23 protein-coding genes are annotated in these 24,817 nt (G+C 55.4%); 5 read left to right on the top strand and 18 right to left on the bottom strand.

The window, feature by feature from the left end; genetic code table 11:
- Positions 1–196: 196 nt before the first annotated feature.
- The 12 genes from wecG to trxA all read right to left on the bottom strand — a co-directional run bounded on the left by wecG (position 197) and on the right by trxA (position 13,218).
- The gene (wecG, locus tag L384_RS14385) at positions 197–937 is read right to left on the bottom strand and encodes a lipopolysaccharide N-acetylmannosaminouronosyltransferase (protein WP_022646653.1); all 741 of its coding nucleotides are present in this window, start codon (positions 935–937) and stop codon (positions 197–199) included.
- A 12-nt stretch (positions 938–949) separates the two neighbouring features.
- Positions 950–2,302, bottom strand: coding sequence for an ECA oligosaccharide polymerase (wzyE, locus tag L384_RS14390; RefSeq protein WP_023323983.1), 1,353 nt, complete (start codon positions 2,300–2,302; stop codon positions 950–952).
- Complete coding sequence (locus tag L384_RS14395; RefSeq protein WP_022650167.1) at positions 2,299–3,378, bottom strand: TDP-N-acetylfucosamine:lipid II N-acetylfucosaminyltransferase; 1,080 nt, start codon at positions 3,376–3,378, stop codon at positions 2,299–2,301. The genes wzyE and L384_RS14395 overlap by 4 nt, the downstream gene beginning before the upstream one ends.
- On the bottom strand, positions 3,375–4,625 hold the full coding sequence (gene wzxE / locus L384_RS14400; protein WP_003860821.1) for a lipid III flippase WzxE: 1,251 nt from the start codon (positions 4,623–4,625) through the stop codon (positions 3,375–3,377). The genes L384_RS14395 and wzxE overlap by 4 nt, the downstream gene beginning before the upstream one ends.
- Position 4,626: 1 nt before the next feature.
- Positions 4,627–5,757 carry a dTDP-4-amino-4,6-dideoxygalactose transaminase gene (gene rffA / locus L384_RS14405; RefSeq protein WP_023323982.1) on the bottom strand — a complete coding sequence of 377 codons (1,131 nt, stop codon included), beginning with the start codon at positions 5,755–5,757 and terminating at the stop codon, positions 4,627–4,629.
- A 4-nt stretch (positions 5,758–5,761) separates the two neighbouring features.
- The gene (gene rffC / locus L384_RS14410) at positions 5,762–6,439 is read right to left on the bottom strand and encodes a dTDP-4-amino-4,6-dideoxy-D-galactose acyltransferase (RefSeq protein WP_022650165.1); all 678 of its coding nucleotides are present in this window, start codon (positions 6,437–6,439) and stop codon (positions 5,762–5,764) included.
- Entirely contained in the window at positions 6,436–7,698 is a 1,263-nt protein-coding gene (gene wecC, locus L384_RS14415; protein ID WP_023323981.1) for a UDP-N-acetyl-D-mannosamine dehydrogenase, read from the bottom strand. The genes rffC and wecC overlap by 4 nt, the downstream gene beginning before the upstream one ends.
- On the bottom strand, positions 7,695–8,825 hold the full coding sequence (gene wecB, locus L384_RS14420; RefSeq protein WP_006812390.1) for a non-hydrolyzing UDP-N-acetylglucosamine 2-epimerase: 1,131 nt from the start codon (positions 8,823–8,825) through the stop codon (positions 7,695–7,697). Before wecB ends, wecC begins: the two co-directional genes overlap by 4 nt.
- A 56-nt stretch (positions 8,826–8,881) precedes the next feature.
- Complete coding sequence (gene wzzE / locus L384_RS14425) at positions 8,882–9,928, bottom strand: ECA polysaccharide chain length modulation protein (protein WP_017383601.1); 1,047 nt, start codon at positions 9,926–9,928, stop codon at positions 8,882–8,884.
- 13 nt (positions 9,929–9,941) lie between these two features.
- Positions 9,942–11,045 (bottom strand): UDP-N-acetylglucosamine--undecaprenyl-phosphate N-acetylglucosaminephosphotransferase, encoded by a 1,104-nt coding sequence (gene wecA / locus L384_RS14430; RefSeq protein WP_001050933.1) that lies wholly within the window; start codon positions 11,043–11,045, stop codon positions 9,942–9,944.
- A gap of 242 nt (positions 11,046–11,287) precedes the next feature.
- Complete coding sequence (rho, locus tag L384_RS14435) at positions 11,288–12,547, bottom strand: transcription termination factor Rho (RefSeq protein ID WP_001054528.1); 1,260 nt, start codon at positions 12,545–12,547, stop codon at positions 11,288–11,290.
- 341 nt (positions 12,548–12,888) lie between these two features.
- A complete protein-coding gene (gene trxA / locus L384_RS14440; protein WP_006812392.1) occupies positions 12,889–13,218 on the bottom strand; it encodes a thioredoxin TrxA in 330 nt (109 codons plus the stop codon).
- Positions 13,219–13,362: 144 nt separating this feature from the next.
- Between trxA and rhlB the strand changes: the two genes are divergently transcribed.
- A complete protein-coding gene (gene rhlB, locus L384_RS14445; RefSeq protein ID WP_003860827.1) occupies positions 13,363–14,631 on the top strand; it encodes an ATP-dependent RNA helicase RhlB in 1,269 nt (422 codons plus the stop codon).
- Between the two features lie 6 nt (positions 14,632–14,637).
- Positions 14,638–16,122: a guanosine-5'-triphosphate,3'-diphosphate diphosphatase gene (gene gppA / locus L384_RS14450; protein ID WP_003860828.1), complete on the top strand. Its 1,485-nt coding sequence runs from the start codon at positions 14,638–14,640 to the stop codon at positions 16,120–16,122.
- 50 nt (positions 16,123–16,172) lie between these two features.
- Here the strand turns inward: gppA and rep are convergent, their stop codons facing one another.
- Positions 16,173–18,197, bottom strand: coding sequence for a DNA helicase Rep (rep, locus tag L384_RS14455; protein WP_003860830.1), 2,025 nt, complete (start codon positions 18,195–18,197; stop codon positions 16,173–16,175).
- Positions 18,198–18,282: 85 nt separating this feature from the next.
- Here rep and ppiC point away from each other — a divergent pair, with 85 nt between their 5' ends.
- Positions 18,283–18,564 carry a peptidylprolyl isomerase PpiC gene (gene ppiC, locus L384_RS14460; protein WP_006812396.1) on the top strand — a complete coding sequence of 94 codons (282 nt, stop codon included), beginning with the start codon at positions 18,283–18,285 and terminating at the stop codon, positions 18,562–18,564.
- A 54-nt stretch (positions 18,565–18,618) separates the two neighbouring features.
- Here the strand turns inward: ppiC and cysE are convergent, their stop codons facing one another.
- The 5 genes from cysE to L384_RS14485 all read right to left on the bottom strand — a co-directional run bounded on the left by cysE (position 18,619) and on the right by L384_RS14485 (position 21,728).
- Positions 18,619–19,440 carry a serine O-acetyltransferase gene (gene cysE, locus L384_RS14465; protein ID WP_022646641.1) on the bottom strand — a complete coding sequence of 274 codons (822 nt, stop codon included), beginning with the start codon at positions 19,438–19,440 and terminating at the stop codon, positions 18,619–18,621.
- Between the two features lie 75 nt (positions 19,441–19,515).
- The gene (gpsA, locus tag L384_RS14470; RefSeq protein ID WP_006812398.1) at positions 19,516–20,535 is read right to left on the bottom strand and encodes an NAD(P)H-dependent glycerol-3-phosphate dehydrogenase; all 1,020 of its coding nucleotides are present in this window, start codon (positions 20,533–20,535) and stop codon (positions 19,516–19,518) included.
- On the bottom strand, positions 20,535–21,002 hold the full coding sequence (secB, locus tag L384_RS14475; RefSeq protein WP_003860835.1) for a protein-export chaperone SecB: 468 nt from the start codon (positions 21,000–21,002) through the stop codon (positions 20,535–20,537). The genes gpsA and secB overlap by 1 nt, the downstream gene beginning before the upstream one ends.
- Before the next feature lie 31 nt (positions 21,003–21,033).
- Positions 21,034–21,285 (bottom strand): glutaredoxin 3, encoded by a 252-nt coding sequence (gene grxC, locus L384_RS14480; protein WP_023323980.1) that lies wholly within the window; start codon positions 21,283–21,285, stop codon positions 21,034–21,036.
- 11 nt (positions 21,286–21,296) lie between these two features.
- Positions 21,297–21,728: a rhodanese-like domain-containing protein gene (locus L384_RS14485; protein WP_003860840.1), complete on the bottom strand. Its 432-nt coding sequence runs from the start codon at positions 21,726–21,728 to the stop codon at positions 21,297–21,299.
- A 248-nt stretch (positions 21,729–21,976) separates the two neighbouring features.
- Between L384_RS14485 and gpmM the strand changes: the two genes are divergently transcribed.
- Together gpmM and envC are read left to right on the top strand one after the other, a co-directional pair.
- Positions 21,977–23,521: a 2,3-bisphosphoglycerate-independent phosphoglycerate mutase gene (gene gpmM / locus L384_RS14490; RefSeq protein ID WP_023323979.1), complete on the top strand. Its 1,545-nt coding sequence runs from the start codon at positions 21,977–21,979 to the stop codon at positions 23,519–23,521.
- A gap of 33 nt (positions 23,522–23,554) precedes the next feature.
- Positions 23,555–24,814, top strand: coding sequence for a murein hydrolase activator EnvC (gene envC, locus L384_RS14495; protein WP_026094345.1), 1,260 nt, complete (start codon positions 23,555–23,557; stop codon positions 24,812–24,814).
- Positions 24,815–24,817: the final 3 nt, after the last annotated feature.

Raw genomic sequence — 24,817 nt, 5'->3', positions numbered from 1 at the left:
TTCCTCGGTTGTGTTTGCTGTTTCCCGACTTATTGCCGGGTATTGTTTTTGAGGGGTACTGAAATACGGAGCGAATGGTTTCTTAAATTCTGGCAAATGGCAAACAATGCATTAAAAAAATGAATGCATTGCACAGAAATTCAGCAGCTTTGCAGGGGGCGTTGCAGCGCGAACAGCAGATCGCGCTGCATATTGATTACATTTTACCGGTGTAGTGCCAGGCGAGGTAGCGCAGAAGACGAATCTGTCGTTTGATTCGTGTCGGTTGAGAAAGCAGGCGGTAGAGCCACTCCAGCCCCAGGTTTTGCCAGACTTTGGGCGCACGCTTAACGTGGCCGGTAAAGACGTCGTAGGTGCCGCCGACGCCCATATAGAGCGCATCCGGGCTGACCAGACGGCAATCGCGCATCAGAATTTCCTGCCGCGGCGACCCCATGGCGACAGTGACAATTTTCGCCCCGCTGTCGCGTACGCGCTCATATAACGCCTGGCGATCTTCCGGCCTGAAATAGCCATCCTGACTGCCCACGATGTTAACATTCCACTGGTTACGCAGCTTTTGTTCGGTCTGCGCCAGCACCTCTGGCTTGCCGCCGATCAAAAATACCGGTGTGCCTTCAGCGCCTGCGCGTTCCATAAGCCGCTCCCAAAGGTCAGCTCCCGCCACGCGAGACACATTAGCGTCTGGAAACTTTTTACGAATTGAACGCACCACGCTAATACCGTCTGCGTATTTAAACTCCGCGGCTTCAATCAGGCTTTTCACTTCCGCATTATCTTCAACCGCCAGCATTTTTTCTGCGTTGATGGCCACCAGCGTGCCCGATTTCATCTGCCCGTCCGCGAACAGAAAATCCAGCGCGTGCTGCATGTCTCGCCAGCCAATCAGCTGTAGCCCGCGCAGCGCATAACGCGGGGCTGAAGTTGTATCCGTCATGATAATCCCTACTCAGACTTGCGACAGCGTTGTGCTGCCCTGTGGCTCACGTCTGTGCACAAGCCCTGCACTGTCAAACAACCAGTACAGCAGTTTTGCCAGCAGCAGACAGAGTCCGAAAACGACCATAAAGAACACCACGCGTGAGACGAATGAATCCAGCCCCTCGCGCGCCAGAACGATCATATTGAAAATGGCACCGAAACAGAAACTGTGCAAAACAGCGGCTTTGTAGCGGTTGGTCTCTTCGTTACCCAGCGTATATAGCCAGTCGAACCATTTTATTATCAACCCGACCGCGATCGCGCCCGGCAGGATAAACCACGTTCCGCCCATCACTACCAGCGAGCCAATCAGGGTTGGGGAAATCGCCAGGCCCGAATGGTTGTTCAGCACTTCCCAGGTAAAGTAGTTCGCCGTGTTCAGGACAATACCGGGACGGTCAGGCCACAGCCACGTCGGTATAAAGACATAGAAATCGCGAACAATCGGCGCCAGCCCCTGGAATTCGATTTTGTCGTAGTTTTGCAGCAGCAATGCCAGGTTTTCCCACGGCGAGAAGGTGTCGCGCGTCAGATACAGGAAGGTATAAAACGCTTCGTCGCCCGCCACGTTCAGTCCGTAGCGCTTCAGCGCCAGCCAGAACATCCCCACAATGCCAAAGACGCCTGCCGCCGCCAGCATCCACAGCGAGATCCAGCCGCGAATAATGCCGATAAACAGGAAAATCGCGAAGGCGATAATGATGTTGGCGCGGGTGCCGCCGACGATCATGTAGGTCAGAATGCCAAATGCGACGGTGCTGACCAGGAAGAACAGCCAGGCTTTGCTGTCCTGACGCAGGAAAAAGACCACCAGCATCGCCGGAATGAAGAAATAGAAGAAACGCTTGAGCGCGACACCAGAGACTTCGGCGGAGAAAATCTGGCTATAGGACTGTAACTTAAACAGTAAAAAGCCGTTATGCATGAAGAAGATCGCCACGCTGACGAGGGCGATGGTCATCAGCATAACCCACGTCAGATGGGTTTCTACCCGGTTCATGGTAAACAGCGGACGACGGGGTGCGGTGTCTTTCGCCGCGCGCAGGCGCGTTTTATAGGTGACGTAATACACCGCGTAGAAGCAGGTCGCAGAGAGCAGTGCCTGCAACAAGATTTCCGGCGGAGCGACGCCAACATCAAAGCGGAACACGAGGATGCTGGTCAGCGGGAAGCCAAAGAAAAAGGTCAGCAAAAACAGCAGCGAGAAGAAAACGTTGAAGTTAAAACGTACGCGCCGGAACTCAAACCAGGTGAGCGTGGCGATAAACAGCGTGCTCAGCAGCCAGACCACCAGCAAGCCGCTAAATTGCAACTGGCTCATGCGTTGTCTCCTGAAGCAATACGCAGCGCGTGGTGCCACGGCGTGAGGTAGTTCGGGCTGAAAAAGTCGATGCTATTTTTATCCACCAGCGTGAGCTGACGCTGCGCTTCCCGTACGACCTCGACATTAAGCGTGTCAGAGGTAAACAGCACCGGAATATGCTGTTCGGCCATGTCCTGCCAGAACGGGTTTTCGCGGTTGAGCACGCACGGTACGCCCGCCTGAATCAGCAGACACAGCGTACCAATCCCCTGCTGACGGGCAAAGATGAAATAGCCCAGATCGCATTTTCGCAGGAGCGCGAGATAGTCATCAAATTCCAGCTTATCGTTGAGAATGTGCAGATTTTCCGCGCTAAACAGCGCAAGCCCCTGCTGGCGAACGTCATTGATGTAGGCGTCGTTATTGGCGGGATAGCCCATCGGCACCACTACGTTCACCGTATCGCCAAACTGCTGATGTACCGCCCGCAGCGCCGCGACATGCTCGTTACTGCGATCGCCGGAATTTCCCACCAGGATGGTCAGTTTGCCCTCACGAATCGCGTCATTCGCCAGGGTGTTCAGCGCCGGATCCATACGGGTCGGAAAATAGAGCAGCTCCCCGCGAACCTTCGGGTGCTGTTTAGCAAAATAGTTGAGATCGCCACGGGTAGCAAAAACGCAGCCCACGCGCGCCTGGGCCAGACGACGCAGCGGATAGAAAAGACGGAATTTCCAGCCACGTGAGACTTCGTAGAGATCCGCTCCCCAGATATGCCAGCTGAACTGGGAAGGTTTTATCCCGCCGCTTAACAGCGCCAGCCACAGGCCAGTATTGAACTGTCCGTGGAAGAAGAAACGCTGGCTTCGGTCCGCTTTAGCTTTCGCGACAACGGCTTTGGTCAGCGCCGCTTTGTCTGGCCAGAAGGTGATGTGCAATGCCGGACACGCCGCGCTCAGACCGTTATCGCGTCCAACGACCATAAACTCGCGCGCATCGGGCGTGCCGGATGCCAGTTCATCATTGAAGAAACGTAGAACGGTCTGGTTGTGATGCGGGATATCCGATCCCAGTATGTGTATCAGTGCAGTCATGCGCGTTTACGCCAAAGTAAAAATACGCCGCAACAGGCAGCGAAATAAACGATATAAGTTGCCATATAGGCCTGAGCCGCCCCCAGCGCACCGTGGGTGGGGATCAGCCAGTGAGAAAATGCCGTCAGCAGCGCAAACTGGCCGATCTCTGCCAGGATATACAACCGCAGCGAAGCCTTCGCAATCACCAGATAGCCGAAAACGTATGCCCCCACTTTCAGCACATCGCCGACCAGTTGCCAGGCAAACAGATCGCGCATGGCGGTAAACTTCGCCGAAAACAGCAGCCAGATGGCGAAATCACGCAGTAACCAGACGGTAAAGCTGGCGATCGCAACCGCCGGTAACACAAAACGCAGGGAGCGAAAAATCTCGCGGGTAATATCCTGCCTGGAAGTCAGGCGCGATAAGGTTGGCAGCAAATAGACGCTAAAGGAAGCCGTAATAAATTGGAGGTAAGCATCTGAAATACTGCTCACGCCCTGCCAGATCCCCACTTCATCCCAGCTGTAATGCGCTGCCAGCAGGTTTCGCATCATCACGTAGGCAACGGGAAGCGTTACCGAAGTGATGAGCGCCATCAGGGTAAACTTACCGAGCTGCCCCGCCAGTATCTTGTCCCACTGCGGTTTCAGGTAACTCAGCGGGACATTGCCTCTGCGCATCAGCATAAACGCAGCCGGAATGACAACGAGCGCAGGCACCAGCGCCAGCCCCAGCAGCGCGCCTTCATAGCCGCCCAGCCGATAGCAAAAGTAGTAGGCGATAACGCCGATGATGCTGCCGAGGATCAGCGCCAGCGCATTCCCGGCGGCATCACGGAAGCCTTTCATCAGCGCCAGCAGCAGGTTTGCCCAGGCGATCCCCATCTGAACGAGCGCCACCAGGCGCACCAGCCCCTGATAATGCGTGTGTCCGAACAGCCCCTGGCTGATGGGTGCCGCCGCCAGCAAAAAGACGACGGCCAGCAACGTAGAGAAGCCCAGCACCATAGCCGAGGAGGTGCCCACCACCGTGCGGAGCTTTTCGGCATCGTCATGATGCTGCGCGACGTATTTGGTGACGCCATTGAATATCCCGGCTCCCGCCAGCACGCCAAGCACCGTGACCAGCTGGCGGAAGTTCCCTGCCAGCCCAACGCCTGACGGACCAAATGAGACGGCCAGCAGCTTGACGACCAGTAACCCGGCGCCAATTTTTACTAGCGTGGACGCTGCCGTCCACACCGACGCTTTTGCCAGAGACATATCAGGCGAAATAACTCAGAAGCGAATTGATCACCGTACGCTGGTTCACCGGCGCGAGGTTGTAGAACAGGGGCAGGCGGAGCAGACGTTCGCTCTCTTTGGTGGTGTAGCGGTCTTCACCGGCAAACATCCCGAAGGCTTCGCCAGCCGGGCTGGAGTGCAGCGGAATATAGTGGAATACCGCCATAATTTCCGCCTCTTTCAGCCAGGCAATCAGCTTGCTGCGATCGTCGTTATCGCGCAGCTTGATGTAGAACATGTGAGCGTTGTGGATACAGTCTGCCGGAATAGTCGGCAGTTCAATACGTCCGGCTTTTGCCAGCGGCTCCAGCGCGTCGTAGTAGGTTTGCCACAGGGAGAGGCGTTGCAGATTGATTCGCTCTGCCGCTTCCAGCTGCGCCCAGAGATACGCGGCCTGCAAATCCGCCATCAGGTAGCTTGAGCCGATATCGCGCCAGGTGTACTTATCCACCTGACCGCGGAAGAACTGGCTGCGGTTGGTCCCTTTTTCACGGATCACTTCCGCACGCTCCACCAGGGCACGATCGTTAATCAGCGTCGCGCCGCCTTCGCCGCCTGCGGTGTAGTTTTTGGTTTCGTGGAAGCTAAAGCAGCCGATATGACCGATGGTGCCCAGCGCGCGACCTTTGTAGGTGGACATCACGCCCTGCGCGGCGTCTTCCACCACAAGCAGGTTGTGCTTTTTGGCGATGGCCATGATGGTGTCCATCTCACAGGCCACGCCCGCGTAATGCACCGGCACAATCGCCCGCGTTTTGTCAGTGATCGCCGCTTCAATCAGCGTTTCGTCGATGTTCATGGTATCCGGACGGATATCCACAAACACGATTTTCGCCCCGCGCAGGACAAACGCGTTCGCCGTGGAGACGAAGGTGTAGCTCGGCATGATCACTTCATCGCCAGGCTGGATATCCAGCAGCAGCGCCGCCATCTCGAGCGATGCGGTACAGGACGGCGTCAGCAGCACCTTGGCACTGTGAAAACGTTGCTCCATCCACTGCTGGCAGCGGCGGGTAAAACCGCCGTCGCCACAGAGCTTGCCGCTGCCCATAGCCGACTGCATGTAATCAAGTTCAGTGCCCACAACGGGAGGCGCGTTAAATGGAATCATCTTGTCACCTGTATAACCAGTAGGCGGTGGCGTCGATGCTGGCACCACTCGCAATATAACGTTTAAGCGCAGCGGTGTTGCCCATCTGGGTTGCGACCCGCAGCGTCGATACCTGTTGTTGCTCCGCCCAGTGCAGCGCCGCCTGCATGAGTTTCTCGCCCATGCCGCGCCCGGCTAACAATCCGATGCGCGCCTCGTGCTCGGTGAGCCTGCGAAGCGAAACAAAACCCTGAATCTGTCCCCCGTCAGTACGGAACACCAGACAGACGTGGTCAAACGTGCCTTTGACCGCATTCTCTATCCACTGAGCATAAAAGCGACCGCTGTCATCGGGCGCATACCAGGGCGCCCGGAAACGGCTCTGAGCGAAGGCCAGCGCCGCCATCTTGCGCAGCGTGGGGATATCCTGCTCCGTTGCAATTTCCGCGCCCGGTGAGGCGTAGCGAGCCACGGTAACAGAGAGATCAACCTCGCCCTCGACCAGCCGGAATCCGTGCTGCTGGAGGGCGTCCAGCAGATCGGCGCGGTCCGCCGGGATCTTAGCCTGTACGCGCTGCCAGGCGCTGAAGTCTGCGTCCTGCAACGCAGGGGCATTGTCGCGCAGACGCACTATCGCTGAGGGACGCGCAAAAAATGCGCTTTCCCACTCAAGGGACTCCAGCACGCCGTTGAGGATACTCAACGCCACACGCCTTTGGTATCAACAACATACTGCTGACGTACGGCATCACCGGAGACCGTTTTAAACGCATTGTGATCCACCAGCAGCACCAGCACATCCGCCGTCGCCAGCGCGTCATCCAGGGCGGTAAGGGTGCAGTGACCGGCAAGTTTTGCCGGCAACGCATGAATATTCGGCTCAACCACCAGCGTTTCACCGCTGTGCCAGGCAGCGATCATTTCGGCAATTTCCATCGCCGGGCTTTCGCGCAGATCGTCAATATTCGGTTTGAATGCCAGACCAAAGCAGGCAATTTTCAGCTCACTGGCGCGTTTGCCGCTGTCGGCCAGGCAATCCGCGACCGTGGCTTTGACCTGGTTGATAACCCAGTGCGGTTTATGGTCGTTTACTTCGCGCGCGGTGCGAATCAGGCGTGCCTGTTCCGGATTTTGCGCCACGATAAACCACGGATCGACCGCGATGCAGTGCCCACCCACGCCCGGCCCCGGCTGAAGGATGTTCACGCGGGGGTGACGGTTGGCAAGACGAATAAGTTCCCAGACGTTAATCCCCTGATCGGCGCAAATCAACGACAGTTCATTCGCAAACGCGATGTTAACGTCGCGGAAACTGTTTTCGGTCAGTTTGCACATCTCGGCGGTGCGGGAGTTGGTCACCACACATTCGCCTTCAAGGAAAATTTTATACAGCTCGCTGGCGCGCGCGGAGCAGACTGGCGTCATGCCGCCAATCACGCGGTCATTTTTAATCAGTTCCACCATCACCTGGCCTGGCAGTACGCGCTCAGGGCAGTAGGCGATATTGATATCGGCCTGGTCGCCCACCTGCTGGGGGAAGCTAAGATCGGGACGCGCCTCGGCCAGCCACTGTGCCATCTGCTCGGTTGCCCCAACAGGTGAAGTGGACTCAAGGATAACCAGCGCCCCTTTCTTCAGCACAGGCGCAATGGATTTTGCCGCCGCCTCGACGTAAACCATGTCAGGCTCATGATCGCCTTTAAAGGGCGTTGGAACCGCAATCAGGTACGCATCGGCTTCTACCGGCGTGGTGCTGGCGCGCAGGAAGCCACCGTCCACCGCCTTTTTCACCACGCGATCGAGATCGGGCTCCACGATATGAATTTCGCCACGGTTGATGGTTTCCACCGCGTGCGCGTTGATATCTACGCCAACGACCTGCTTTTGACGAGAGGCAAAGGCCGCCGCAGTAGGCAGCCCGATATAGCCAAGACCAACAACAGAGATGGTAGTAAAACTCATAGCGTTACCCGATTGTGTTTAAGTGCGTGCAAAATACGACCACAAGCCTGCCCGTCACCGTACGGATTGTGGGCCCGGCTCATCGCCTGATACTCTTCATCGTCATGCAGTAAGCGCGTGACCTCTTCGACAATACGACGCGGATCCGTTCCCACCAGACGCACGGTACCGGCAGTAACCGCTTCCGGGCGTTCGGTGGTTTCACGCATCACCAGTACCGGCTTACCGAGGGAGGGCGCCTCTTCCTGAATGCCGCCAGAATCGGTCAGGATCAGCCAGGCGTGGTTCATCAGCCAGACAAATGGCAGATAGTCCTGCGGCTCGATCAGGAGCACGTTTTCCACGTGACCCAGGATACGGTTGACCGGTTCGCTGACGTTCGGGTTGAGGTGCACCGGATAGACAATCTGCACATCCTCGTTCTGCGCGGCGATTTCAGCCAGCGCGTGGCAGATTTGCTCAAAGCCACGGCCAAAGCTTTCGCGGCGGTGGCCCGTCACCAGAATCGTTTTCTTGCCGTTGTTCAGGAACGGATAGCGCGCAGCAAGTTCTGCCTGAAGCTCGCTGTTAGCCAGCACGCGGTCACGCACCCAAATCAGCGCATCAATGACCGTATTGCCGGTGACGAAGATCTTGCTGTCGCTGATATTTTCGCGCAGCAGGTTTTGGCGTGAGTTCTCGGTTGGCGCAAAATGGTACATCGCCAGGTGACCGGTGAGCGTACGGTTGGCCTCTTCCGGCCACGGGGAATAGAGATTGCCGGTACGCAGACCCGCTTCAATATGACCAACGGGGATACGCTGATAGAACGCGGCCAGGCTGGTTGCCACGGTAGTAGTGGTGTCGCCGTGCACCAGCACTACATCCGGCTTGAACGACTCCAGAATAGGCTTTAATTCTTGCAGAATACGGCAGGTTATTTCCGTCAGTCCCTGTCCCGGTTTCATTATATTGAGATCGTAATCCGGGACGATAGAAAAGAGGGTTAAGACCTGATCGAGCATCTCACGGTGCTGGGCAGTCACGCACACTTTCGCTTCAATATCAGGATCTCTGGCCAGCGCATGAACCAGAGGCGCCATCTTGATGGCCTCCGGCCTGGTGCCAAATACGGTTAGTACTTTCACATCGATTCTCTTCGATTAGACGATGAAGGTCACAGCCTTCATCGTAGACGGCGTTCTTAGTTTGTGCGGCGACGCAATAACGCTACGCCAGCGCCAGTCAGTGCGCCCACAATCCCCCACATGATCATCAGGAATGCGCGACGCGGACTATCGCGTTTTACAGGCTCTTCAGGCGTTCTTAAATAACGATAGGTCTGAAAACGCGGGTCCAGCGTTGGACCGACGTTGAGCGTATTGAGCATGGCGCGGTTTTGGTCGTAATCAAGGTCAAAGTCAGGGCCAACGGCCTGGATATTTTCCAGACGAGCCTGAAGCATTGGGCGACCAAGAAGGAACATTTCTGAATCCGGGAGTTCGTCCGCCGGAACATCCGTTTCGCTACGGGAAATATTGTGCTGTTCCGCAATCTTCAGCGCCTGCTCAAGATTATGCACGCGACGGGCGAAGATGGCCTTAGCGACCTCTTCCTGGCGTTTGACCTGCGCTTTCATCTGGATAGTGCGCGCAGCCCAGGCGCCTTTCAGCTCGTCATTCAAATGGCTGGCCGCGCGCTGGCTGGCAAAAGCAACGTACTGACGCAACAGGTTATTGGCGTCCGGCGCCGTTTCCGCAATCAGCTTCACGCTGTCGCTAACGTTACGAAGCACATCGCCAGGCATAAACTGAATGTTATTAATCAGATCATCCAGCAGCGCGGCATCCGCTTTGCTGTTACCGACCATGCGCTGCTTGTAGTAGTCCGTCTGGGACCAGAAATCGCGACGTGTATCCCACGACGCCAGCTGCATCACAAACTCTTTGTAGGATTCATCCATCACCGAGGCCTGATCCGGGGTCGCCAGATTGGCCTTGATATCAAGATTACGCAGGAATTGCTGCTGGGAGTAGTAGCCTCCAAGCATATTCACCGTTGGTCGGTCTGTGATCGCCGTGGCGCTCCACTCTTGTTTTGCAAAGAAGGTGTAAGCAAGCGCTAACAGCGCGAACCCCAGGGCAATCCCTACAATCCACAGTTTGCCCTGCCATAACACGCGAAACAAACCACGAATATCCAGCTCGTTCTCAGTGCCCACTGATTTCGCTCCCGCCAACGGTTGAGTCATCATAGTCCCGGTTTTACTTAGTTAATGTTGTGTTTTTGCCACTGTTCCGACGCATCCTGCGTTTTAAACGTTTAATAAAACGCGCGACTTTCCATGCACGCTTGATGCAGTAACCGTACATGAAAAATGCTAGCAAGAATAATACCAACATTACCCATTCAGGAATGAAATGTGCGTATTCTGCGGCAACGCCAATCGCAGCCAGAATAGCAGCCGCAAGCGTAATCAACACAAATGCCTGACGAGACGTGAAGCCGGCGCGCATAATCAGGTGGTGAATATGCTGCCGATCGGGAGAAAACGGGCTCATTCCTTTACGCAGACGGCGGTACATAATAGCGACCATGTCCATCAGCGGGATGGCGATAATCCAGAGAGCCGTTACCGGGCTGATAGGGTGCGTTTTACCCTGCGTGGTTTCCAGCAGGACCCAGATAACCGTAAAGCCAATCAGGGTACTGCCCGCATCGCCCATAAAGACTTTATAGCGACGCCCTAACACACCCAGGTTCAGGCAGATGTATGGCAGGATGGCGGCAATCATAGCAAAGCACCACATTGACAGGCTGTACTGGCCGTCAAACCATAAGATGATGCCGATCGCGCCAAACGAAACAGAGGACAGCCCACCAAGCAGACCGTCTATACCGTCAACCATGTTAAAGGCGTTGATAGCCGCCCACACGGCAAACAGCGTCAGGAAGAAGCCGAATGGCCCAAGCACCAGCTCCCAGGGACCAAACACGTAGCCCAGGCTTCTGAGATAGAGGCCGCCTACCACCATCATAATGATGCCAATGGCCGCCTGTACCGTCGCGCGGAACTTCACGCTGATATCAAAACGATCATCAAGGGCGCCGACCAGTACCAGCACACCGGCACATGCCAGATAGAGTGCGGCATGGGGGATATAATAATCCGCGATCCCGAATGTGAAACAGATGCCTGCGTATACCGAAATGCCGCCCACCAGCGGAATAAGCCCCTGATGACGTTTACGGAAGTTCGGTTTGTCCACTAACCCAATTCTTTTTGCTACCTTGCGCGCAATGAACAAAAAACAGGTTGTGAATAAAAAAATACTGATCAGCTCAGTTACTGCAGTGAGTAGATTCACAATGGATTGCTCTCAACAAATGTTAGTCCCGGAAGTATAACCATGAAGCCACTGCCTCAGAAGGATTAAAGATGGCTTCTCACAACTCCCTTTGTATGTTTTTCAATCAATTATTTCTTTGACTGTGCAAACATTCTTATTGTCGCACCGACAGGTCAAAATTGGGAGTGTGTGGTAATAGCGTATAGTCCATAAATAAAAAACGCCACGTAAAAACGTGGCGTTTACTGGGATTATTTGCGTTACGAGCGTTTCATCATGTCGAAGAAATCGTCGTTCGTTTTGGTCATCGCCAGTTTGTTGATGAGGAATTCCATTGCGTCGATTTCGCCCATTGGATGGATGATTTTGCGCAGGATCCACATTTTCTGAAGCTCTTCCTGAGTGGTAAGCAGCTCTTCTTTACGGGTACCGGAACGGTTGTAGTCGATCGCCGGGAAGACGCGTTTTTCTGCGATTTTACGAGAAAGGTGCAGTTCCATGTTGCCTGTACCTTTGAACTCTTCGTAGATAACTTCGTCCATTTTGGAGCCGGTATCGATCAGCGCCGTCGCGATAATGGTCAGGCTACCGCCCTCTTCCACGTTACGCGCCGCACCGAAGAAACGCTTCGGACGATGCAGGGCGTTGGCATCCACACCACCGGTCAGTACTTTACCGGAAGCCGGCACCACGGTGTTGTAGGCACGCGCCAGACGGGTGATGGAGTCGAGCAGGATGATCACATCTTTCTTGTGCTCAACCAGGCGTTTCGCCTTCTCGATAACCATTTCCGCAACCTGAACGTGGCGGGAAGCAGGCTCGTCGAAGGTAGACGCAACCACTTCCCCTTTCACCAGACGCTGCATCTCGGTCACTTCTTCCGGACGTTCGTCAATCAGCAGCACCATCAGCACACAGTCTGGGTGATTGTAAGCAATGCTCTGCGCGATGTTTTGCAGCAGCATGGTTTTACCGGCTTTTGGCGGCGCTACAATCAGACCACGCTGGCCACGACCAATTGGCGATGCCAGATCCAGCACACGCGCGGTTAAGTCTTCAGTAGACCCGTTACCACGCTCCATGCGCAGGCGAGAGTTCGCGTGCAGCGGCGTTAAGTTCTCGAACAGGATCTTATTGCGGGAGTTTTCCGGTTTGTCGTAGTTGACTTCGTTAACCTTCAACAGCGCAAAGTAGCGTTCACCCTCTTTTGGAGGACGAATCTTACCTGAAATGGTGTCACCAGTGCGGAGGTTGAAACGGCGGATTTGGCTAGGGGATACGTAGATGTCGTCAGGGCCGGCGAGGTAGGAGCTGTCTGCGGAGCGGAGGAAACCAAATCCGTCTTGCAGTATCTCCAGCACACCGTCGCCAAAGATATCTTCGCCACTCTTAGCGTGCTGCTTCAGGATGGCGAAAATGATGTCCTGCTTGCGCATACGAGCCTGGTTTTCCAGTCCCATATTTTCGCCGAGAGTGATCAGCTCAGAAACCGGCGTATTCTTTAATTCGGTAAGATTCATAATGGTGTGGGTTCTTAAACTCGGGGTGATTCTCGAACTTAATGTTGTGAATGGTATGGCAGGGTCATCCATGCCTGTTTAGCGGCCATCACCTCATGTCTGTTCGCTGTCTGGTCACAGGGAAAGAACGCAGAACTGAAACGACAAGACGGATTGAGTGACAAGCCCGGAATCTAGCAACTTCACGCACTGTTTATGTTAACAACGGGAAGTATCGGGTAAAACAAGATTCAAACAACAAGATATGTTTAAAACGTAGTCATAGCTAACTTAGCACGACTAAAGCCGGGCGTCCAGATCTCGCCGTTAATTAGGCGCTCTGGACGCTCAGCTGAGAAACCTTACGCCAGGTTAGCGTCCAGGAACTCTTTCAGTTGACCTTTGGACAGTGCGCCCACTTTGGTCGCTGCCACGTCACCGTTCTTGAACAGCAGCAGGGTCGGGATGCCACGGATACCGTATTTTGGCGCGGTGCCCGGGTTCTGGTCGATGTTCAGCTTGGCAACGGTCAGTTTGCCCTGATATTCGTCAGCGATTTCATCCAGAATCGGAGCGATCATTTTGCAAGGACCACACCATTCAGCCCAGAAATCAACGAGGATCAGCCCGTCAGCTTTAAGTACGTCCGTGTCAAAACTGTCGTCAGTCAGGTGAATAATTTTATCGCTCATATATAACTCCACAGGAATAAGCCTGGTACGTTGGTTTTGTCTCCACCAACGACGTGTTGATGTCGCATTAACCAACTAAAGGTTGACTTTATTTCACCGGATACGCTTTCGTAAAGCAATAGTAAGCTGATATTCTACCACACTATGAGCAAAACACATTTAACAGAACAGAAGTTTTCCGACTTCGCCCTGCACCCAAAGGTGATCGAAGCCCTTGAAACTAAAGGGTTTCATAACTGCACGCCCATTCAGGCTCTCGCCCTGCCGCTGACGCTGGCCGGTCGCGATGTTGCAGGGCAGGCGCAAACCGGTACTGGCAAAACGATGGCGTTTTTAACGTCAACGTTTCATTATTTACTTTCTCACCCAGCGATTGCAGACCGCAAAGTTAACCAGCCGCGCGCGCTAATTATGGCCCCGACGCGAGAACTGGCGGTACAGATCCACGCAGACGCTGAGCCCCTGGCGCAAGCCACCGGCCTGAAACTTGGCCTGGCCTACGGCGGCGACGGCTACGATAAACAGCTGAAAGTGCTGGAAAGCGGCGTCGATATCCTGATTGGGACCACCGGCCGTCTTATCGACTACGCCAAACAGAACCATATCAACCTCGGCGCAATCCAGGTCGTGGTGCTGGATGAAGCAGACCGCATGTACGATCTGGGCTTCATTAAAGACATCCGCTGGCTGTTCCGCCGTATGCCTGCGGCAAACCAGCGTCTGAACATGCTGTTTTCCGCAACCCTGTCATACCGCGTACGTGAACTCGCATTCGAGCAGATGAACAATGCGGAATATGTGGAAGTAGAACCGGAGCAGAAAACCGGGCACCGCATTAAAGAAGAGCTTTTTTATCCTTCTAATGAAGAGAAAATGCGCCTGTTGCAAACCCTGATCGAAGAAGAGTGGCCGGATCGCGCGATTATCTTCGCGAACACCAAACACCGCTGTGAAGATATCTGGGGACACCTGGCGGCAGATGGTCACCGTGTGGGTCTGCTGACCGGCGACGTGGCGCAGAAAAAACGCCTGCGCATTCTCGACGAATTTACTCGTGGCGACCTTGATATTCTGGTCGCGACCGACGTGGCGGCCCGTGGCCTGCACATTCCAGCCGTGACGCACGTCTTTAACTATGACCTGCCAGATGACTGTGAAGACTATGTACACCGTATCGGTCGTACTGGTCGTGCAGGCGCAAGCGGTCACTCCATCAGCCTTGCGTGTGAAGAGTATGCGCTGAACCTTCCGGCCATTGAGACCTACATCGGTCACTCTATTCCACAGAGCAAATACAATCCGGAAGCGCTGTTAAGCGAGTTGCCGCCACCTAAGCGCCTTACACGTCCACGCTCCGGCAATGGCCCGCGTCGTTCCGGCGGTGCACCGCGTAATCGTCGTCGTTCAGGTTAAGAAAATATGCTCAGCTCCACCTCGCTTTATGCGGCAATTGATCTCGGTTCGAATAGTTTTCATATGCTGGTTGTGCGCGAGGTGGCGGGAAGCATACAAACGCTGACGCGCATTAAGCGCAAGGTCCGCCTCGCGGCGGGCCTGAGCAGCGATAATCATCTCTCCCCGGAAGCCATGGAACGTGGCTGGCAGTGTCTGCGTCTGTTTGCAGAACGTTTACAGGATATCCCGCTCAGTCAAATTCGCGTTGTTGCCACGGCGACCCTTCGTCTGGCGGTTAACGCTGGCGATTTCATTGCCAGAGCACAGGAAATTCTGGGCTGTCCGGTGCAGGTCATCAGCGGTGAAGAAGAAGCGCGTCTGATTTATCAGGGTGTGGCGCATACGACCGGCGGCGACGATCGTCGTCTGGTGGTCGATATCGGTGGCGCCAGTACCGAACTGGTCACGGGCACAGGCGCGCAGGCGACGTCGCTCTTCAGCCTGTCAATGGGCTGTGTGACCTGGCTGGAACGCTACTTTACCGATCGAAACCTTGCCAAAGAGAATTTTGACGAGGCGGAAAACGCGGCGCGTGCGGTCCTGCGCCCGGTCATGGACGAACTGCGCTATCACGGCTGGAAAGTGTGTGTCGGCGCGTCCGGAACCGTGCAGGCGTTGCAGGAAATCATGATGGCACAGGGGATGGACGAGCGGATCACGCTTGCCAAACTCCAGCAGCTTAAACAGCGCGCCATCCAGTGTGGTCGTCTGGAAGAGCTTGAAATAGAAGGGCTGACGCTTGAACGCGCGCTGGTTTTCCCCAGTGGGCTCGCCATACTGATTGCCATTTTCACCGAGCTTAATATCCAGTGTATGACCCTGGCAGGCGGTGCGCTGCGTGAAGGTCTGGTCTACGGAATGCTGCACCAGTCGGTCGATCAGGACATCCGTAGCCGTACGCTGCGTAACGTTCAACGCCGCTTTATTGTGGATACCGACCAGGCGCAGAGAGTGAGTCAACTGGCGTCACAGTTTGCCGATCAGGTGAAAAAAAGCTGGGATATTGAACCGTTAAGCCGCGATCTGTTGCTAAGCGCCTGTGCGCTACATGAAATTGGTCTCAGCGTGGAGTACAAGCAGGCACCGCTGCACGCGGCCTGGCTGGTGCGTAATCTCGATTTGCCGGGTTATACGCCCGCCCAGAAGAAGCTGCTGGCCACCCTGCTGCTGAATCAGACTAACGCCGTCGATCTCTCTTCCCTTCACCAGCAGAACGCTGTGCCGCCGCGCGTGGCGGAGCATCTGTGTCGTCTGCTTCGGCTGGCGATCCTGTTTGCCAGTCGGCGTCGAGATGATTTGCTGCCAGCGATTACGCTGGCGGCAGACGATGAGAAACTGACGCTGACGCTACCGGAAAACTGGCTTGAGGATCATCCCCTTGGGGCGGAACTGATTGAGCAGGAGTACCAGTGGCAGAGCTATGTGCACTGGGCGCTTGATGTGAAGTGACCCTTGAAGCGTGCCGGGTGGCGGCTTCGCCTTACCCGGCCTACAAATAGTTATCCCTTCTCTTTGGCTTTTGCCAGCATCGCGCGAATGTTTGCCACGTTTGCCTGCCCTTTATGCATACGCTCTTCAGCGGTAATGACTTTACGCTCCTGCTCCCAGATAAGATCGTCCTGAGGCAACTCCAGCAGAAAACGGCTCGGCTCCGGGCGCACCAGCTCACCATACTGACGGCGCTCTTTGCACAGCGTAAACGTCAGCTCTTTCTGCGCACGGGTGATCCCAACGTAGGCCAGACGGCGCTCTTCGTCGACGTTATCTTCATCAATGCTGCTCTGGTGCGGCAATAGGCCCTCTTCCATCCCCACCAGATAGACATAAGGGAACTCCAGCCCTTTCGAGGCATGTAACGTCATCAGCTGAACCTGATCGGCTTCTTCTTCGCTTTCCCCGCGCTCCATCATATCGCGCAGCGTGAAGCGGGTGACCACCTGCGTCAGGGTCATGGGCTCGTCAATCTCAGATCCTTCAAGCATTTCGGTCATCCAGCTGAAGAGCTGGTTAACGTTTTTCATGCGCATCTCTGCCGCTTTCGGGCTGGCGGAGGTTTCATACAACCAGGATTCGTAATCAATGCCGTGGATCAGATCGCGTACTGCCGCCACAGGCTCGCGCTCAGCCAGACGCTGCACCTCACCCAGCCAGTGGGTAAAGCGGGTTAAGGCCTCATAGCCGCGCCCGGTCAGGGTCTGGCTCAGCCCCATATCGAAGCTGGCGGTGAACAGGCTTTTGTTGCGGGTCATCGCCCATTCACCCAGCTTTTGCAGCGTCGCAGAGCCAATCTCGCGTTTCGGCGTGTTCACTATGCGCAGGAAAGCGCTGTCGTCATCCGGGTTGGTCAGCACGCGCAGATAGGCCAGCAGATCCTTGATTTCCGGACGCGAAAAGAACGACGTACCGCCGGAGATTTTGTAGGGGATGCGGTTCTGCATCAGCATCTTTTCAAAGACGCGCGACTGGTGGTTACCGCGATAGAGGATCGCGTAATCCTTGTATTCAGTTTTGTTGACGAAATGATGGGCAATCAGCTCGCCCGTTACGCGCTCCGCTTCGTGCTCTTCGTTATTGGCGCTGAGCACTTTCAGCTCGGTGCCGTAACCCAGTTCGGAGAACAGGCGCTTCTCAAAGACGTGCGGGTTATTGGCAATCAGGATATTCGCCGCCTTCAGGATACGCCCGGAGGAACGGTAGTTCTGCTCCAGTTTAATCACCTGCAACGCCGGGAAGTCTTTGCTCAGCAGCACCAGGTTCTGCGGACGTGCGCCACGCCAGGAGTAAATCGACTGATCGTCATCGCCTACAACGGTAAAGCGCGCACGCTGCCCTACCAGCAGCTTTACCAGCTCGTACTGGCTGGTGTTGGTATCCTGGTATTCATCCACCAGCAGGTAACGAATTTTGTTCTGCCAGCGCTCGCGCACCTCTTCATTCCGCTGAAGCAGCAGCGTCGGCAGCAGGATCAGATCGTCGAAATCCAGGACGTTACAGGCTTTCATATGCGCGTCGTAAAGACCGTAGCAGTGGGCAAAGATGCGGTCGCGCTCGCCTTTGGCACTTGCCGCTGCCTGGGCCGGCGTCATCAGATCGTTTTTCCAGTTCGAGATCGTCGAGATCAGCTGTTGCAACAGCACTTTGTCATCTTCGATCAGCCCTTCCGTTAGCTCTTTAAGCAGCGCCACCTGGTCGGTGTCATCAAAGAGAGAAAAGTTGGACTTCATGCCCAGCGCCGCGTATTCGCGCTTGATAATATCCAGACCCAGCGTGTGGAAGGTGGAGATCATCAGCCCGCGCGCCTCTTTACGGCCCAGCGTCTGGCCGACGCGCTCTTTCATCTCACGCGCCGCTTTGTTGGTAAAGGTGACCGCCGCGATATGGCGCGCCTGGTATCCACAACCCCGAATTAAATGGGCGATTTTGTTGGTGATCACGCGTGTTTTACCGGATCCCGCTCCCGCCAGCACCAGGCAGGGTCCGGTGACGAATTCGACAGCTTGTTGTTGTCCGGGGTTTAAACGCATAAATGATCACTCAATGAAAGTCGGGAGAGGAGGAAAAACGCGTGGTAGTATACCGACCGTAAACTAGTCGACTCAAGGCACGATCATGGCAAAAACAGCAGCAGCACTGCATATCCTTGTTAAAGAAGAGAAACTGGCACAGGATCTGCTCGAACAGATTAAAAACGGCGCCGACTTCGGCAAACTGGCGAAGAAACACTCGATTTGCCCGTCAGGCAAACGCGGTGGTGACTTAGGCGAGTTCCGCCAGGGCCAGATGGTCCCGGCGTTTGATAAAGTGGTTTTCTCCTGCCCGGTGCTGGAGCCAACCGGCCCACTGCATACGCAGTTCGGCTATCACATTATCAAAGTGTTATACCGCAACTAATCAAAAGCCCGGTGCATTGACTCACCGGGCTTTTTTATTTGGCTGTTCCGGCGTTCAGATGCCGTCGCCGTATTCGAAGGTGTGGTGAATACCGTTGAAGTGCTGATCCATATCCATCGACGGCTTATCGCTGTCTGGCTTACCGACGATGCGCGCCGGGACGCCAGCGGCGGTGGTGTGCGGCGGTACAGGCTGGAGCACAACCGACCCCGCGCCAATCTTCGCGCCGCGTCCGACTTCAATATTGCCGAGGATTTTAGCACCCGCGCCAATCATCACCCCTTCACGAATTTTCGGATGGCGATCGCCGCTGGTTTTACCGGTACCGCCCAGCGTAACGGATTGCAGGATCGACACGTCATCTTCGATCACCGCCGTTTCACCGACAACAATGCCGGTGGCGTGGTCGAGCATGATCCCACGGCCAATTTTCGCCGCCGGGTGAATATCGACCTGGAAGGTTACGGACACCTGGTTTTGCAGGAAGATGGCCAGCGCGCGGCGTCCCTCATTCCATAACCAGTGGCCGATGCGGTACGCCTGTAAGGCGTGGAATCCTTTGAGATACAGTAGCGGCGTGGAGTATTTATCCACCGCCGGGTCACGCGTACGCACGGCCTGAATGTCGCAGGCGGCAGAAGCAATCATCTCCGGATCTGCGGCGTAGGCCTCTTCCACCACCTCGCGAATGGCAATAGCAGGCATGATAGGGGAAGCCAGTTTATTGGCGAGCATATAGCTCAGGGCGCTGCCGAGATTTTCGTGCTTAAGTAGCGTCGCGTGATAGAAACTGGCCAGCATGGGCTCACAGTCGGCCAAAGCTCGGGCTTCGGCTTTAATATTATTCCAGACGATATCCAGTTCTTCACACGGCATTGCTTGCTCCAGACGATAGTTAATGACCAGCCAGTTCTGCGCTGGCTGGGTCATTCAGGTGACGATACTTCCCGGCTAATTGCTGCTGCGCTCGTCCTTGCGCGCACGACCTAATAAGGTCAATGCTGCCTCGCGCGCATTTTTTCCGCAATACAATACCTGATAAATTTCCTCGGTTATTGGCATTTCGACACCGAAACGGTGCGCCAATTCGCGAACTTCTTTGGTATTGCGATAGCCTTCAACCACCTGACCAATCTTCTCCTGCGCGCTTTTTACATCGCTGCCCTGTCCGAGCATCATGCCAAAGCGGCGGTTACGCGACTGGTTATCGGTGCAGGTCAGCACCAGGTCGCCCAGCCCTGCCATTCCCATAAAGGTGGCCGGATCGGCACCCAGCGCTTCGCCCAGGCGGGACATTTCGGTCAGACCACGGGTGATCAGCGCCGTACGCGCATTCGCGCCGAAACCGATGCCGTCAGACATCCCGGCCCCGATGGCAATGACGTTCTTCACCGCACCGCCCAGCTGTACGCCGATAAAATCAGGGTTGCTGTACACGCGGAAGCTTTTGCCGCAGTGCAGCAGTTGCTGAAGATCGTCTGAAAATGCCTGGTCGGTGGACGCCAGCGAGATCGCCGTCGGCAAGCCCGCAGCCAGCTCTTTGGCAAAGGTCGGCCCCGAGATCACCGCCAGCGGGATCGCTGTTCCCAGCGCTTCGCGGGCAACGTCCTGCAACAGACGTCCGGTTTCCGCTTCCAGCCCCTTCGTCGCCCACACAATACGCGCATCCGCACGCATCAGCGGCTTAATCTGACGCAGGACTTCGCCAAACACGTGGCTTGGCACCACAATCAGAATATTGCGGCTGGCCGCCAGCGCGGTCGCGAGGTCGCTTTCCAGATAGAGAGAGTCAGGGAACGGAACGTCCGGGAGAAACGCCACGTTGCAGCGGTCGTGTTGCAACGTCGCGATATGTTTTGGATCGTGGCCCCACAGGACCACGTCGTGACCATTTCTTGCCAGCGTGATGGCAAGAGCGGTGCCGTAAGAGCCGGCACCGATCACAGTCATTGACGCATTAACAGTGCTCATCAGGCATCCTGATGTTGTTCGGCACCTTCGCCAGCCTGCTGCTGTAGATAGTTCATGAACAGCGCATCAAAGTTTACTGGCGCGAGGTTCAGTTGCGGGAATGTACCGCGAGAAACCAGGCTGGTGATGCATTCACGCGCATACGGGAACAGGATGTTCGGGCAGTATGCACCCAGGCAATGCGCCATCTGGTTGCCTTCGATGCCGCCGATGGAGAAGATACCGCCCTGCTGAACTTCGCACAGGAACGCAGTTTCTTCGCCCAGAGAGGCGGTCACGGTGACACGCAGTACGACTTCATACACATCATCCGCCAGCTGGGTGGATGCGGTATCCAGATCAAGTTTAACCTCTGGCTGCCAGTCTTTCTGGAAAACGTGCGGCGCATTTGGCGCTTCGAAAGAGACATCCTTGGTGTAGATGCGCTGGATCTGGAAAGTCATCTCGGTGTTATTTTGTTCTGACATGGAAAAACCCTTTTTAATTGTCCTAAAGTCTCTAGCTCAGCAGCGGATCGAGTCCACCACGGGCGTCGAGCGCATACAAGTCATCACAGCCGCCAATGTGCTGCGCATCAATAAAAATCTGTGGAACCGTTGTGCGACCACTGCGTCGGATCATCTCTTCGCGTTTAATCGCGTCACCATCGATCGGCAGTTCCTTGAACGTTACGCCTTTGCTGGACAGCAGCGCTTTCGCTCGGTGGCAGAACGGGCACGTTGCTTTGGTGTAGATCTCAATATTGGCCATCACTTAACTCCTTATTTACCGCGCACTAAAGGAAGATTCTCCCCGCTCCAGCCGGAGATGCCTTCTTTCAGCACCGTTACGTTTTCAAAGCCTGCTTTATGCAGTGCGTTGGCAGATTCCTGCGCCTGCATGCCAGTGCCGTCAACAACAATAATCGGCTGGGCTTTATGCTTCTCCAGCTCACCAATGTTGTTCGCTTTAATTTCCGCTGGCAGCAGGTTGATAGCACCTGCAATATGGCCCTTGCGGAAATCGTCGCGCTGACGCAGATCGACAACCACGGCGTCCTCTTTGTTGATCAGACGTGTCGCTTCACCGCGGGTGATCACCTTAATTTTAGACGTCAGTCCCTTAAATGTGGTGAACAGTACAGCGACCAGCAGGCCAATCCACGCGATGCTCAGAACCGGGTGGCGGCTAACGAATTGCATAATTTCTTGCATGGGGGGTAACAACTCCCGACTAAGTGATTAAAAAAACCAGGACAGGAGTATACCTGTGCGCTGTGGCAAATACAGCCAGCGACATAAAGCTAATCTATTTTCTGCGGCATGCCACGTAAAAAAAGCCTCAAAATGGCCTGAGAACAGCCTTGCCCCCGCGCTTTCTTTGATCTTCTGTGGCTATTTTATCGATTCAGCTGTAGTAAAATTACGCAATATTTTTGTCTCTTGAGCATGAGGTTGTCGCAATGTCGGTTTCTAAAAAACCTATGGTACTGGTGATTCTGGATGGCTATGGCTACCGTGAAGATCAACAGGATAACGCCATTTTCAACGCCAAAACCCCGGTTATGGATGCGCTATGGGCAAAACGTCCCCACACCCTGATTGATGCGTCTGGCCTGGAAGTGGGTCTGCCGGATCGTCAGATGGGCAACTCAGAAGTGGGTCACGTTAACCTGGGTGCGGGCCGTATCGTTTATCAGGACCTGACGCGCCTGGACGTTGAAATCAAAGAACGTACATTCTTTGCCAACCCAACGCTCACCGGAGCGGTTGATAAAGCCGTTGCCGCAGGCAAGGCTGTTCACATTATGGGTCTGCTCTCTGCGGGCGGCGTTCACAGCCACGAAGATCACATCATGGCGATGGTAGAACTGGCCGCTGAGCGCGGTGCGGAAAAAATCTATCTGCACGCCTTCCTGGATGGTCGCGATACGCCACCACGCAGCGCAAAAGGTTCTCTTGAAGCGTTTGAAGACAAATTTGCCGCACTGGGCAAAGGCCGCGTGGCGTCCATCATTGGTCGTTACTATGCCATGGACCGCGACAACCGCTGGGACCGCGTTGAGCAAGCCTATGATCTGCTGACCCTGGCAAAAGGCGAGTTCCAGTTCCCGACCGCCGTTGAAGGCCTGGAAGCGGCTTACGCGCGTGATGAAAACGACGAATTTGTGAAGGCAACCGTGATCCGCGCTGAAGGCCAGGCCGATGCCGCCATGGAAGATGGCGATGCGCTGATCTTCATGAACTTCCGTGCCGATCGCGCGCGCGAAATCACCCGCGCCTTCGTCAACAGCGATTTTGACGGTTTCGCCCGTAAGAAAGTGGCGAAGATTGATTTCATCCAGTTGACCGAATATGCAGCGGATATCAAAGCCCCATGCGCGTATCCGCCCGCCTCGCTGGCAAACACCTTCGGCGAGTGGATGGCGAAAAATGACAAAACGCAGCTGCGCATCTCCGAAACTGAGAAGTATGCGCACGTGACATTCTTCTTTAACGGCGGCGTAGAAGAGCCGTTTAAAGGCGAAGACCGCATCCTGATTAACTCACCGAAAGTCGCCACTTACGATCTCCAGCCAGAAATGAGCTCTGCGGAGCTGACCGAAAAACTGGTGGCCGCGATCGAAAGCGGTAAATACGACACCATCATCTGTAACTATCCGAATGGCGATATGGTGGGCCACACCGGCGTGATGGAAGCAGCCGTTAAAGCGGTTGAAGCGCTGGACCACTGCGTTGAGCAGGTTGCGAAAGCGGTTGAATCCGTAGGCGGCCAACTGCTGATTACCGCTGACCACGGTAACGCAGAACAGATGCGTGACCCGGCAACCGGTCAGGCACATACCGCCCATACCAACCTGCCTGTTCCACTGATTTATGTGGGTAATAAATCAGTGAAAGCAGTGGAAGGCGGCAAGCTTTCCGACATCGCGCCAACCATGTTGTCGCTGATGGGTATGGAAATCCCTGAAGAGATGACTGGCAAGCCGCTGTTCATCGTGGAATAATCGCTCCCCATGAGGGGAAAGGCGATTTTTTCAATCACATGGGTCGTGAAGCCGCTTCGGTTATCAGTCAGACCTCTGCTTTGCGCCAGCGCACTCAGCGCTGGCGTATTGCTGTGCGCCGCATCCGCCCATGCGGATGACCGCGATCAGCTTAAATCCATTCAGGCCGATATCGCCGCCAAAGAGCGTGCGGTACGTCAGCAGCAACAGCAGCGCGCCACCCTGCTCGCCCAGCTTAAAAAGCAGGAAGAGGCCATTTCCGCCGCCGCGCGTAAGCTGCGTGAAACACAAAACACCCTTGCCCAGCTCAATAAGCAAATCGATGAAATGAACGCGTCGATTGCGAAACTGGAGCGTCAGCGCGATGCCCAGGAGCGGAACCTTGCTGCACAGCTTGATGCTGCTTTCCGTCAGGGTGAACACACAGGTCTTCAGCTGATCCTCAGCGGTGAAGAGAGCCAGCGAGGTCAGCGTTTACAGGCCTATTTCGGCTATCTTAACCAGGCGCGTCAGGAGACCATTGCGCAGCTGAAACAGACGCGCGAAGAAGTCACCACGCAAAAAGCCGAGCTGGAAGAGAAGCAGAGCCAGCAGCAAACGCTGCTCTACGATCAGCAGGCGCAGCAGGAGAAGCTTGAGCAGGCGCGCAATGAGCGTAAGAAGACGCTCGCCGGGCTGGAGTCCTCTATCCAGGCAGGACAAAGCCAGCTGAGCGAAATGCGCGCCAACGAATCGAGACTGCGTAACAGCATTGCCCGGGCAGAAGCCGCGGCCAAAGCGCGCGCCGAAAAAGAAGCGCGCGAAGCGCAGGCGGTGCGTAACAAGCAGCAGGAAGCCTCCCGGAAAGGCACCACCTACAAACCGACTGAAAATGAACGTTCCCTGATGTCCCGTACCGGCGGCCTCGGCTCCCCGCGTGGTCAGGCTTACTGGCCCGTTCGCGGTACGATCCTGCATCGCTATGGCGAACAGTTGCAGGGTGAGCTACGTTGGAAGGGGATCGTTATCGGTGCGTCTGAAGGTAGCGAAGTGAAAGCCATCGCCGATGGCCGCGTGATCCTGGCCGACTGGCTACAGGGTTATGGGCTCGTGGTGGTGGTTGAACACGGTAAAGGCGACATGAGTCTTTACGGCTACAACCAGAGTGCGCTAGTCAGCGTTGGCACTCAGGTGCGCGCGGGTCAACCCATTGCCCTTGTGGGCAGCAGTGGCGGTCAGGGCCGCCCGTCACTCTATTTCGAAATTCGTCGTCAGGGTCAGGCGGTCAATCCACAGCCGTGGTTGGGAAGATAAGTT

Origin of the sequence: Enterobacter sp. MGH 38 (genome assembly GCF_000492855.1) — a bacterium.
Lineage (GTDB): Bacteria > Pseudomonadota > Gammaproteobacteria > Enterobacterales > Enterobacteriaceae > Enterobacter > Enterobacter hormaechei_C.
This window is presented reverse-complemented; position numbering and strand designations above follow the sequence as displayed.